This window comes from Maribacter sp. (assembly GCF_016744255.1).
Taxonomy (GTDB): domain Bacteria; phylum Bacteroidota; class Bacteroidia; order Flavobacteriales; family Flavobacteriaceae; genus Maribacter_B.
The window spans coordinates 25,162-37,513 of the sequence record NZ_JADGES010000007.1 but is presented as its reverse complement, the minus strand read 5'-3'; the positions used below and the strand labels follow the sequence as shown (position 1 = coordinate 37,513).

Below are 12,352 nucleotides of genomic sequence, written 5' to 3'. Positions count from 1 at the left end.
GGGAAAAGTTTTATAATGCACTTTTAAATTGCTCTAAAAAGCGAACATCATTTTCACTAAGCAAACGTATATCTGTAATTTGATATAAAAGCATTGCTATACGGTCTATACCAACACCAAAAGCAAAGCCAGAGTATTCTTCGGGGTCTATACCACAATTAGTTAGTACATTAGGGTCTACCATGCCGCATCCGCCAATTTCTAACCAACCAGTTCCTTTTGTAATTTTATAATCTGCTTCTGTTTCTAGGCCCCAATACACATCTACTTCTGCACTAGGTTCTGTAAAAGGAAAATAGGATGGGCGCAATCTAATTTTAGACTTGCCAAAAAGCTCGGTAGTAAAGAACTGTAAGGTTTGTTTTAGATCAGCAAAAGAAACATTTTTATCAATATATAAACCTTCTATTTGATGAAAGAAACAATGGGAACGAGCAGATATGGCTTCGTTTCTATACACTCTTCCTGGTGAAATAGTACGTATAGGAGGTTTGTTGTTTTCCATATAACGCACTTGCACCGAAGAGGTGTGTGTACGTAATAAAATATCGGGATTTGTTTGCACAAAGAAAGTATCTTGCATATCTCTAGCAGGATGATATTCTGGTAAATTTAAAGCGGTGAAATTGTGCCAATCATCTTCAATTTCTGGTCCTTCAGATACATTGAAACCTATTCTAGAAAATATATCTATAATTTGATTTTTTACAATAGAGATAGGATGACGAGAACCTAAATTTACAGTTTCACCAGGACGGGTTAAATCTCTAAAACTTCCTGTTTCATCGGAAGCTTTTTCTAGCGAATTTTTGATTGAAGCTACTTTTTCTTCTGCTGCTTTTTTAAGTTTATTTATGGTTTGACCAAACTCTTTTTTTTGTTCATTTGGAACATTTTTAAACTCTGCAAAAAAGTCATTTAACAACCCTTTTTTGCCTAAATATTTTATACGAAAATCTTCAGCAGCTTCTTTAGATTCTGTAGCGAATTTTTCTACTTCGGCAATATGCTCTTTAATCTTATCAATCATGATTCTTTGCTAAATCAGCAAATTTAAAACATTTAAAGCAGTAGCAATAGGTTTTTATCCAAATATGCTACTGCTCTAGTATTATTATAAAAAAGGAACTATTCCTTTACATTTTCTTTAACCCAGGCTAAACATTCTTCAAACGTATTAAAAATATGTTCTCTAGGAATAAGGTCTGGAATAATATCTACACGTTCCATCATATATTTTGGCTGATCTAGAACATCAATTAATAATACAGTTATATTAGATTTCTCTAAATCTATTAGAACATCTTCCATTGCATATAGTCCAGATTGATCCATGTATTGCGTTCTTCCAAGACGGATAATCACCGTGGAAGCAGTTTCTGGTATTTGGCCCGCCAAACGTTGAAATTCACTTGTAGAACCAAAAAATAGGGGTCCTTTTAAGTGCTTAATAAATACCTTTTCTTGTAAATGTTTAGGGAGTCCAACTTCATCAGACCAAGCTTTTTCTTTCAGTAAAGTTTTAACATCAGACCTTGTAGCCGTAAGATCACCAATTTTTTTCATAAACATTAAAGAGGCAATTACAAGACCAATACCAACCGCATAAACTAAATTCCAAACACTAGAAAGAACCATTACTAAAAGCATTATCAATACTTCAGAACTAAGTTTTATAGGGCCAATTTTCATGTCTCTTGGTAAGCTAGGTATAGCTCTTAGACCTTTATAATCCATAACGCCGATACCTACAGTAATTAATATACCTGCTAATACTGCAGCCGGAATTTGTGAGGCCACAGGAGATAGTGCTAACATTACAATTAATAATAAAACGCCAGCAACCATACCAGATAATTTTGTTTTACCACCAGAGTTTATGTTAACAACGGTACGTATAGTAGCTCCAGCACCTGGAATTCCGCCAAAAATAGCAGCAACACTATTACCAATCCCCTGACCAATAAGTTCTTTATTTGGTTGGTGTTTGGTTTTTGTCATGTTATCTGCAACTACAGATGTTAAAAGAGAATCTATAGCTCCTAATAAAGCTAAAGTAAGGGCTGTAAAAATATATGGTGTAATAGAGCTTATTTTAAATTCGGTTAGTATTTCTAGATTAGGTATAGGAAAACCTTGAGGAATTTCTTCAATAGGTCTATATGGTAGATTAAATCCATAAGCAACTCCAGATACTACAATCAAAGCAACTAGTGTACTGGGTATTGTAGTTGTAATACGTTTAAAGCCAAAAATGATTAGGATAGTGGCTATTGCCAATCCCAATTCTAGCCAGTTAATATTTTGCAACGCTCTAGATAAAATTTTAAGAGTCCCTAAAACCCCTTTAGCTTCTGATCCAGCTAATGTTTGGGCTTCTCTTAGAATATCGTTCTCTGTTATTTTTTTTGCCCTTACAATGGTTTCCTCAAAATTTTCTAGAACCAATATACCTTCACCAGCTTCTTCTTTTAGAATATTATCTAAAATTATCTCCTCTGCATTAGCTTTAAACCCGTTTACATAATCGGTATCTTCTTTTGGATAATAGCCAATAGCAGGAAGAATTTGCGTTATTAAAATGATTAACCCAATAGCAGTCATAAAACCAGAAACTACTGGATAGGGAATATATCTTATGTATTTACCAATACCCAGAACTCCTAAAATTATTTGAAATATTCCTGAAAGTAGGAATACGGTTAGAATAGCAGGGAGTGCTTTGGAAACGTCACCATCATTAACAGCTATAATTCCTGCAATTACGACCATACTTACAGCAGTCATTGGTGCCGTTGGCCCAGAAATTTGAGTATTTGTGCCGCCAAATAATGCAGCAAAAAAACTAATAAATATAGCGCCGTATAAACCAGCACTTGGACCTAAGCCAGAGGATACACCAAAGGCAAGGGCTAGAGGAAGAGCTACTATTCCGGCAGTAATACCGCCAAAAAGGTCCCCTTTTAAATTAGAGAATAAATTTTTCATGTAAACTGTTTTTAAGTAAAATAATGTTAATAGAAATCTACATTACCAGTAGAGATATCATACATAGCGCCGGTTATCATTATTTCTTTATTATCTTCCATTTCTGATAATATTTTACTTCTTTCACGAATATTTTCAATGGTTAACAAAACATTTTTTGTAGACACATCGTCTACAAAATCTAAGTTTTTAGAATTTCTAAGGTTTTCATCTGTAGGTTCTTTTACAGCAGCAACGGCTGGTTCAATTTTATTTATTAATGCAGTTAAATTACCCATTCTTGCATGATCACAGGCACCTTTTATTGCTCCACAACTTGTATGTCCAAGAACTACAATTAGTTTAGTTCCTGCTAGCTTGCTAGCGAATTCCATACTTCCTAATATATCTTCATTAACAAAGTTACCAGCAATTCTAATACTAAAGATGTCTCCAAGACCTTGGTCAAAAACTAATTCGGCAGATACTCTAGAATCTATACAGCTTAAGATTGTTGCGAAAGGAAATTGACCTTCACTCGTGTCATTAACTTGTTCTAAAAGGTTACGGTTTGCTTTTAAATTATTTTTAAATCTTTGGTTTCCTTCTTTTAAAAATTGAAGCGCCTTTTCAGGGGTCATTGTCGCTTGTGTTTCTTTTGTGTGTGCTTTCATTATTATATATTTTGTAATAAATTATTGTCAATTGTTATTAAAACTAATATAATTAATGCCGTTAATTAGTATTAATAGTTAATTTAATTAAAGTTGAATACCCAAGTATATTTATTTGCTTTGAACTTGTTCAAAGCAAATAAATATACTATGGCGGACTAAAATTAAGATATCTCCTTAGGAGGAGGAAGAAAAACTTCTAAAGAACTAGTATAGTAGTTTATTAGGTAAGTATTGTTAGCGTCTAAGTTGGTTATGTTGGAAGAGGAAATATCGCTAGATAAATTATAAAAAATAAAGTCTTCTCCGTCTATTTCTTTTTTTCCTTCCTTTGTCCCTTCTTTCTTATTGTCTTCCTCACTAAGCTCTACGGTAACAATAGTGTTGTCACCATCATCTAGTAAACGAACAATCGTTGGAGATAAGATGGCAACCATTAAAAAAAATGATAATATAGAAAGGATATAAGACCGTTTCATTTTTCTTTTTGATTTGGCGTAAATATAATAGTAAAAACAGTTAAAAAAGACAAAGAAAATTTAAAAATCTTTAAGAAGTTTAATATTCTCGGCAAGTACCCAACCTGTTTGTCCATCTATAAGGCTTATTTTTCGCCAATCCTTAAGTTCTTCTATGACATTTACTTTTGTGCCAGAATGTAAGCGAAAAACCTCTTGACTATTAATATTAGGATCCGATGTAATAGCTATTTCTTCGGAAAATACAATTGCAGGTTGTTTGGCATTAAATTCTTTATATTGTAGAAAAGCAAAAATTAGAGTTAATGCGGCTATAAATAAAGAAACAAAACTACCAATAAAAGCAATCCGTTTTCTAGTGGAATAATTAAAGTACTTAAAAGCAATGTATAATAATACAAATAGAAACATAAATACTATTGCTATATAGCTCCACTGATCAAAAGAAAACATGCCTATTAAAGATTTGTAAAATTTCGAAAAATCTGTTTCTGGCAATGTTTCAAAGGCATCTAATGTCATGTTTTGGGCATACCCCAGGTTGTTTAAAACCTCACTATCATTTGGTTTTAATAACAAGGCTTTTTCGTAATAATAAATACTTGGTGCAATTTGGTTTAATTTGTAATATGCGTTACCAAGATTAAAATAAAGTGCCGCAGAATGTTCCCCATTTTCAACTATTTTTAGGTAATTTTCAATTGCTGTATTATAGTCACCATCATTGTATGCGGTGGTGGCGTTATTAAATAAGGAGATGTTTTGTGCATTTCCTAAAGTACTTACACAAAGAACAAATAGGAATATTATTTTTTTTAGCATACCTATAATTGTTTATCCATTAATGAAATTACCTCACTTGCTTTATCATAATCTTGTTGCATTTGCACATTAGAGAACGGACTGTAGCGAGCAGATTCACAATTTGTGAGTAGATGTATAAACCGTTCGATGGAGGAGGAGTCTACTTCTTTCTCATTCAACAAAACTTGAATTTTATCTTTACTAAACTCAGATGTTTCGATTTTTAGTTTTGCCTTTAAGTAATTGTGTAATGCTTTTTCTAACGCTACATAGAATGCATCTTTGTTGCCTAATTGCCCTTTAGCTGTAGAAAGGTATTTTTTTGCAAGTTTATTAGCTTTTCTAATTTTATTACCAATAACATCATTAGAAATGGCATCTCTTTTTTTACGGAATAAAATGTAAATAGGGATTAATAAAAGAGGCAGTAATAACCATAAATAAAAGGAAGTAGAGCCAAAAAAGTAATGACCACCAATCGCCTGCAGATTTGTTTTGGTTTTAATGAAATGGAAAGCATTTCCAGTCGAAACCACTACTTGTTTACTATTTGTATTATTTTGGGTAGTGCTGCTTGTAGAATTAGTTGGTCCTTCTATTACGTTTATCAATATTTCGTTTGAATGTGCCGTAATATATTGTTTTGTTTTAGGGTTGAAATAGCTAAAAGAAATAGAGGGAATAGGGTATTTTCCTTTGTACGCTGGTACAACGGTATAACTATCGCTAACTTTTCCTTGCATGCCAGTTAAAGTGGTTCTTATTCCTTCATTAAATTCGGGTTCATATACTTCTAAAGAACTCGGTAAATTAGGCTTGGGTAGTTGAAAAAGTTTTAAATTTCCTTTTCCACTAACTTCTACTTTAGCTTGTAGGGATTCGGACGCATTTAATTCTGTTTTACTCGTGGTTACAGAAAAATCAAAGTCACCAACAGCACCGCTAAAATCTGCAGGTTTTCCTTTTTCTGGTAACGCCTGGACTTTTATAGTTCGGTTACCCGCGGAAACTGTTTTATTTGTTTGTGTGTATACACGACTGCCGAAAAAGTCTCTTTTATTAGTAGGGACATCTACAGTTACCTCTAAAGAGAGAGGTTCTATTTCTAGGTTCCCTGATTTTTGTGGATATAGAACAACACGCTTTAAAACTACATAACGATAGGATTTTCCTTTGTAAGTTCCATTCTGGGCATTGAGTCTAGATACTTGCATATCTTGACTCCAAAAATTATTATACTTTGGGTTATCTAATGGACGGTAATTAGATACACTTATTTGCGGACTTACATATAGTTTATAAACAACGCTAATTGCCTCGTTTAAAAAGGGATTAGTCTTAGAGATTTCTGCGACTAAATGCAAATTGTCATCTGCAATAGAATCTGGAGATCTTTCACCATTAGGTTTATCTACGGCTGCAGTTACTTCTATTTTTTTTGCAAGAGATTTATAGGTTTTGCCATCTATAACGATAGAAGCTTGTTTAATAAGAAATTTACCTCTTGCTGTTGGCGCAAGGGTATAGGAATACGTTTTAGAATAACTACGCACACCATTTACCCAGGAAGAACTTATGGATTGTGACGGCCCCATGAGTACTCTAAAACCATTAAAATCTGGCGGGGTAAAATTATCACCATCTTTGTTCATGGCAAAATCCACCCGTAAGCGTTCGTTGATACCTAGTTTTTCTTTACTAAGTTTCATTTCAAAAGTAACGGCACCCTTATCTTGAGCCCTTAACATAAGGCTAAAGAACACTATAAATAATAGGGGGATATTTATTTTAAATAGTTTAGGCATTACCAGTCTTTTTCGTTTTTAACTTTAACTCCTTTTACTTTTTTTGCGTCTATTTTATCTTTTACCTTTTTCTCCTCATTTTGCATAGCTTCTAACAAATTCTGAACTTGTTGCTTGGATAATTGGTTAGGCCTAGGTTGTTGTTTTTCTGGTTTATCTCCTTGATTTGGCTGTTTTTTCTCTTCTTTCTTTTCATCGCCATCTCCTTCTTTATTGTCTTCCTTTTTTTCCTCTCCCTTATCGCCTTTGTCTCCTTCTTCTTTCTTATCCTCTTCTTTCTTGTCTTTGTCTCCTTTATCCCCTTCGTCCCCGTCTTTTTTATCTTCGTTTTTGTCTTTCTTATCTTTTTTATCTTGGTCTTTCTTATCTTTGTTCTCGTCTTTTTTCTGCTCGTCTTGTTCTTTTTTAAGCATTTCTTTTGCTAATGCTAAATTATAACGAGTTTCTTCATCCTTAGAATTATTACGTAAAGCTTCTTTATATGCCTCTACCGCTTTTTCATACTCCTTTCGTTTCATAAAAACATTACCCATGTTATGGTATGCTTTATGTTTGTCTGCTTTACTAGTAGCAATTTCACCAGCTTGTTTAAAACGACCAAATGCTTCACTATAGGTTTCTTTCTTGTAATAAGCGTTTCCTAAGTTATAAGGGGCAGTAGCATTTTCAGAACTTTTAGAAATTGCTTTTCTATAATCTACTTCGGCATCTACAAATTTATCTTCGGATAAATTTTTGTTTGCATCCCAGGTATAATTATTAGAAGTTTCTAAAGCCTTTACTTTTTCTTTCTCCTCTTCTTGAGAGATACCCATATAACCTAGAAGAAAAATAGCAAGTAGAGTATGTTTTTTCATTTTATTTTTCTTCTTTTTCGTTAAACAAGTTTAGTTTTTTCAACCATTTGGTTTTTTTATCTAACACAAAAACATCTAAAAACAGAAATAAAAGTCCAGCCGCTAAGAACCATTGAAACTGGTCTTTGTATTCAGCAAATTGTTTGGCTTCGAATTCTGTTTTGTCCATTTTTAATAGCTGTTCTTTAATAAATTCAACTGCTATTTCCGTATTGGTGCCATCTATATACTCTCCATTACCATCATCGGCAATATCGACAAGTACTTTTTTATTTAGTTTGGTAATAACAACTTCGCCTTGGGAATCTTTTTTTAATGTTTCTACAACACCATTTCGTTTTATCGGAATTGGAGCTCCTTTTGCATTACCTACACCAATGGTAAATATTTGTATGCCTTCTTCTATAGCTTCATCAACCGCATCTGATGTTAATCCTTCAGAGTGATCTTCCCCATCCGATATAATAAAGAGAACTCTATTGGTTTGTTCATCATCATCATAATAGGTTGTAGCTAGTTCAATAGCTTCATTAATTGCTGTACCTTGAGAAGTAAGCATATTGGTGTTCATGCTTTGTAAGAACATTTTTGCAGCGCCGTAATCTGTTGTTATTGGTAACTGCGGATACGCTTGCCCTGCATACGCTATAATACCAATACGATCGCTTCCTAGTTGATTTATTATCTCGGAAACCAATCTTTTGGCTTTTTCTAGCCTATTAGGAGCAATATCTTCTGCTAACATACTTTTAGAAACGTCAACGGCAAATACAATATCTACCCCTTCTCTTTTTACTGTTTCTAATTTTGTTCCAATTTTAGGGTTTACCAAACCAATAATTAGTAACGCAAGACCCAAAAGAAAAAGAATTAATTTTAAGGTAGATTTAAAATGCGATTTATTGGGTGTTAGTTTTTTTAGCAATATAGGATTGCCAAATTTTTTCTGCGTTTTTCTTTTCCAAAGAATTACCAATAGAAATAGGGTAATTATCACAGGAATGATAAATAACAGATAGAAATATATTTTTTCGTCGAACTGAATCATAGTTTATACAAAACTTCTAAATAAAGTATTTTTTAATAGCCATTCTAGTAAAAGCAGAGCACCTGCTAAAAGTATCCAAGCCCTAAATTTTTCTTCGTACTTGTAATATTTAAATTCTTCTATTTCTGTTTTTTCGAGTTTGTTTATCTCGTCATAAATGGCTTCTAATTTTTCATTATTAGTCGCTCTAAAGTATTTTCCTCCGGTAACTTTTGCAATATCTTTTAGTAGCTCCTCATCAATTTCTACTTGCCGCATACCGTATCTAAAAGAACCATCTGGGTTATATGAAATTGGAGATAAGGCATTACCATTAGTTCCTAAACCAATAGTATATGTTTTTATACCAAATTCTATAGCTAAATCTGCTGCTGTTTGGGGTTCTATAAATCCAGAGTTATTTACACCATCTGTTAATAGAATTATTATTTTACTTACTGCCTTACTTTCTTTTAGTCGGTTTACGGAAGTTGCTAATCCCATACCAATTGCAGTACCATCATTTAATTGCCCATAAGTAATTTCTCTAAGCGAGCTTAAAACAATAGATTTATCACTAGTAATAGGCGTTTTAGTAAATGCTTCTCCTGCATAAGCAACAATACCAATACGATCGTTAGGGCGTTTTTTAATAAAATCTGCAGCTACTTCTTTAAGGGCGGCTAGCCTATTCGGTTTTAAATCGCGAGCAAGCATACTAGAAGAAACATCAATAGCCATAACAATATCTATACCTTTAGTTGTTTTGGTTCTGGTAGAAATATCTTCGGTCTGTGGTCTTGCCATAGCAACAATTATTGCGGCTAAGGCAAGTAAACGCAATAAAAGTAATATAGGCCTTAGTTTTGGTAAAATACTAGATGTTTTAAATCCTTGTATACTCGATATTTTTAAAGTTGCAGATTGTTCTTTACGTTTAAAAAAATACCACAATAGAGCAATAGGAAGCAAAAGTAGCAACCAAAAGAACTCAGGATTTGCAAATGATATATTCTCTAACATTTAGGATTCTGTTTTAACTTCTACACTGGTTACAACGCGGTCTATAATTTGTTGGGCGTATGTATCTTCTTCTAACCAAGTAAATAATACTTGTTGTTGAAAACCTTTGCCGCCAAAACTTAGAATGATATATTTTCCCTTTCCTAATTCTTTAGAATTGGGAATCTTGAATTTACCACTACCGTATGTTTTAAGTCCTTTTACCCCAGAAATAGTAGTAAATTCTTCGTTTTTTGTTATTATATTTTTTGCGCCTTTCTTCTCAAAATTTTCAATTAAGTGCTCTACTGATTTTGCGTGGTCTGGTTCTTCTTGCCCATTAAATGTTGTAGAGGTTGTGGCTATAGTAAAGAGAGAAGCTTTGTTTCTGTACATAAAAGTCTGTACTTCTTTAATTTTTGCTTGTGCCTCTGCAGGAATTTTAGTTTTTTGCCTAACAAGAACTTCAGGGGTTTCTAAACTTATAGGAGGATAGCCATAAGAACTAGATATCCATTCTTTACTATCTAACATTTTTTTAGAAGGATGAGCGGTTATGGTATCCCAAACCTTAGTAGGCCCGTGGTAAATTGTGAAAGCTGTAATACCTATAAGAATAGCACCTATGGCAGCGCTTATGACTATTAAGGTCTTTTTCTTTTTTTGTTTACGGGCTAATTCCTCTTGGTACTCTGCCTGTTCTAAAAGCTCTTCTTCTGTAGGTTCGGGAATAGCGTCATGTGTTTTAACAACAATCTGTTCTACTGCTTTACGGTCATTTTCTGCTGTGGCAACAGGAGGTTTAGATTTAGCAAACTTCACCAAATCGGCCGTTTGAAGTATCTTTTTAAATTGAGAGATAGTTTCCTCATCTAAATCTAACTCTCCAGCGTCTTTTCTAAGTTCTAATTTTGATATTAGCTCGTCCGTAGTACTTTCTAGCGCAGATACATTGGCATCTTCGTGTAAATAGGAACGGACAATATCGGTAAGTTCGGAATAGTATTGCTTGTATTCGTCTTGTATTAAATACTTAGAATTTTCTAATTTTTTAAGTTCTAATAGCGCTCTGTCATAAGGAGGTAATAGCGCTACTTTTTCTTCCTCGGTTAGTGGTTTTTTTCGATATAAGAACCAATATACAAGACCGCCAATTATGGCTACAAAAAGTATGGCAAGGATAATTTTCCAAATATTGTTATTGTTTTTTTGCACTCCAATAAGTGGCTTAATATCGAACATTTTCTGGGCAATGGTATCTACCTTTATATTAGAGACTTCAATACGCAGAGAGTCTGTAAAGAAGCCTTTACCGTTAATTTCTATTCGTTGTTGGGGTAATTTATAAGAGCCAGAATCGAACTGTGTTAGGGCATATATTTTTTGTAATGTGATTCGGTCTTTTTTTCGGGTAGTGTCGGTTTTAAATGCCTCCACCGTTTCTAAAGGAGAAAAAGTTTGACCTTCAGGAAAAATTACTTGCGCAGTAGAATCTACATCTACCGTAACTTTAAAATGTATTTGTTCCCCTATTTTTAAATTTGTAGCATCTACTTCAGATTTTAAGGAGGGTTCTGTTTGTGAAAACCCTAAAAAGCTACTTGTAAAAAGTAGACACAAAAAGGGTAATCGCATATGCTGCGATAATTTATTTTTTATAAAGAAAGCGATACTTTTCATTTTTTTAATTTCCTAATTTTAGAATTCTTTCAACGACGAAATCTGTTCTAAAAACAATTACCCAAATAGGGGCTTATCCTCTTCGTTTAAAATATCCCAATAATTTTTTTACATAACTTTCATCGACTCTACAGCTTAAAATTCCACATCCAGATTTTGTAAAAGTATTCGTGAAGTAGGCTACTTGTTCGCGATGATATTTTGCATAAGCAGAACGTACTTTTTTAGATTGAGTATTTACATATTGTATATCTCCAGTCTCGGCATCTTGCATTTGTACCATTCCTATATTTGGCATGGTCTCTTCTCGTTCGTCATATACTCTAATGCCCGTTACATCATGCTTATTTCCGGTTATTTTTAATGTTTTTTCGTACCCATCTGCTATAAAATCCGAAAGCACAAAAACAATGGCTTTCTTTTTTAACACATTGGTTAAATATTTTAAAGCCTCTGTAATATCGGTTTTCGTACTTTTTGGCTGAAACTCTAACAATTCTCGAATAATACGAAGTACGTGTGTTTTTCCTTTTTTAGGAGGGATAAATAATTCTACCTTATCCGTAAATAAAAGAACTCCAATTTTATCGTTATTTTGAAGAGCAGAAAACGCTAGTGTGGCAGATATTTCTGTGATAATCTCTTTCTTAAATTGGTTGTTAGAACCAAAATGCTCAGAGCCACTCACATCTACCATAAGCATCATGGTTAGCTCTCTTTCTTCTTCAAATATTTTTACAAAAGGCTCGTTATATCGAGCAGTTACATTCCAATCAATACTACGAACATCATCGCCAAACTGGTATTGGCGAACTTCACTAAACGTCATACCGCGACCTTTAAAGGTAGAGTGGTATTCTCCTCCGAAAAGATTATCAGAAAGACGCCTGGTCTTTATCTCAATTTTACGAACTTTTTTTAGTAATTCTTTAGTATCCATTCCCATCTAAATCCTTCCCAGAGAGAAGGACTTTTTATAGTTATAACTTTTATTTTTTTGAAAATAATTACCTATATTCTTAACTCATATTTCCTTTTTAAGGAATTAAAAGAGGGT

The 12,352-nt window shown here is 33.3% G+C and carries 11 protein-coding genes; all 11 read right to left on the bottom strand.

Going from position 1 to position 12,352, the window contains the following annotated elements:
- Positions 1-10: 10 nt before the first annotated feature.
- Positions 11-1,030: a phenylalanine--tRNA ligase subunit alpha gene (gene pheS, locus QZZ51_RS02560; RefSeq protein ID WP_291865455.1), complete on the bottom strand. Its 1,020-nt coding sequence runs from the start codon at positions 1,028-1,030 to the stop codon at positions 11-13.
- A 98-nt stretch (positions 1,031-1,128) separates the two neighbouring features.
- Complete coding sequence (locus QZZ51_RS02555; protein ID WP_291865453.1) at positions 1,129-2,988, bottom strand: SulP family inorganic anion transporter; 1,860 nt, start codon at positions 2,986-2,988, stop codon at positions 1,129-1,131.
- A gap of 26 nt (positions 2,989-3,014) precedes the next feature.
- Positions 3,015-3,641: a carbonic anhydrase family protein gene (locus QZZ51_RS02550; RefSeq protein ID WP_291865450.1), complete on the bottom strand. Its 627-nt coding sequence runs from the start codon at positions 3,639-3,641 to the stop codon at positions 3,015-3,017.
- A gap of 164 nt (positions 3,642-3,805) precedes the next feature.
- Positions 3,806-4,120 (bottom strand): hypothetical protein, encoded by a 315-nt coding sequence (locus tag QZZ51_RS02545; RefSeq protein WP_291865447.1) that lies wholly within the window; start codon positions 4,118-4,120, stop codon positions 3,806-3,808.
- 60 nt (positions 4,121-4,180) lie between these two features.
- Positions 4,181-4,942 (bottom strand): tetratricopeptide repeat protein, encoded by a 762-nt coding sequence (locus QZZ51_RS02540; protein ID WP_291865445.1) that lies wholly within the window; start codon positions 4,940-4,942, stop codon positions 4,181-4,183.
- Positions 4,943-4,944: 2 nt separating this feature from the next.
- Positions 4,945-6,729, bottom strand: a complete 1,785-nt coding sequence (locus QZZ51_RS02535) for a BatD family protein (RefSeq protein WP_291865442.1) — start codon at positions 6,727-6,729, stop codon at positions 4,945-4,947.
- Entirely contained in the window at positions 6,729-7,586 is an 858-nt protein-coding gene (locus tag QZZ51_RS02530) for a tetratricopeptide repeat protein (RefSeq protein WP_291865439.1), read from the bottom strand. Before QZZ51_RS02530 ends, QZZ51_RS02535 begins: the two co-directional genes overlap by 1 nt.
- A gap of 1 nt (position 7,587) precedes the next feature.
- The gene (locus QZZ51_RS02525; RefSeq protein WP_291865436.1) at positions 7,588-8,634 is read right to left on the bottom strand and encodes a VWA domain-containing protein; all 1,047 of its coding nucleotides are present in this window, start codon (positions 8,632-8,634) and stop codon (positions 7,588-7,590) included.
- 3 nt (positions 8,635-8,637) lie between these two features.
- Positions 8,638-9,636 carry a VWA domain-containing protein gene (locus QZZ51_RS02520; protein WP_291865434.1) on the bottom strand — a complete coding sequence of 333 codons (999 nt, stop codon included), beginning with the start codon at positions 9,634-9,636 and terminating at the stop codon, positions 8,638-8,640.
- Positions 9,637-11,295, bottom strand: a complete 1,659-nt coding sequence (locus QZZ51_RS02515; protein WP_291865430.1) for a hypothetical protein — start codon at positions 11,293-11,295, stop codon at positions 9,637-9,639.
- A 73-nt stretch (positions 11,296-11,368) separates the two neighbouring features.
- Complete coding sequence (locus QZZ51_RS02510) at positions 11,369-12,235, bottom strand: DUF58 domain-containing protein (RefSeq protein WP_291865428.1); 867 nt, start codon at positions 12,233-12,235, stop codon at positions 11,369-11,371.
- Positions 12,236-12,352 lie beyond the last annotated feature (117 nt).

What these genes read in the sequence shown, in the direction of transcription:
- QZZ51_RS02510 (WP_291865428.1), bottom strand. Translation starts at nt 12,235, where the DNA reads ATGGATACTAAAGAATTACTAAAAAAAGTTCGTAAAATTGAGATAAAG.
- QZZ51_RS02530 (WP_291865439.1), bottom strand. Translation starts at nt 7,586, where the DNA reads ATGAAAAAACATACTCTACTTGCTATTTTTCTTCTAGGTTATATGGGT.
- QZZ51_RS02520 (WP_291865434.1), bottom strand. Translation starts at nt 9,636, where the DNA reads ATGTTAGAGAATATATCATTTGCAAATCCTGAGTTCTTTTGGTTGCTA.
- QZZ51_RS02550 (WP_291865450.1), bottom strand. Translation starts at nt 3,641, where the DNA reads ATGAAAGCACACACAAAAGAAACACAAGCGACAATGACCCCTGAAAAG.
- QZZ51_RS02540 (WP_291865445.1), bottom strand. Translation starts at nt 4,942, where the DNA reads ATGCTAAAAAAAATAATATTCCTATTTGTTCTTTGTGTAAGTACTTTA.
- pheS (WP_291865455.1), bottom strand. Translation starts at nt 1,030, where the DNA reads ATGATTGATAAGATTAAAGAGCATATTGCCGAAGTAGAAAAATTCGCT.
- QZZ51_RS02545 (WP_291865447.1), bottom strand. Translation starts at nt 4,120, where the DNA reads ATGAAACGGTCTTATATCCTTTCTATATTATCATTTTTTTTAATGGTT.
- QZZ51_RS02555 (WP_291865453.1), bottom strand. Translation starts at nt 2,988, where the DNA reads ATGAAAAATTTATTCTCTAATTTAAAAGGGGACCTTTTTGGCGGTATT.
- QZZ51_RS02515 (WP_291865430.1), bottom strand. Translation starts at nt 11,295, where the DNA reads ATGAAAAGTATCGCTTTCTTTATAAAAAATAAATTATCGCAGCATATG.
- QZZ51_RS02535 (WP_291865442.1), bottom strand. Translation starts at nt 6,729, where the DNA reads ATGCCTAAACTATTTAAAATAAATATCCCCCTATTATTTATAGTGTTC.
- QZZ51_RS02525 (WP_291865436.1), bottom strand. Translation starts at nt 8,634, where the DNA reads ATGATTCAGTTCGACGAAAAAATATATTTCTATCTGTTATTTATCATT.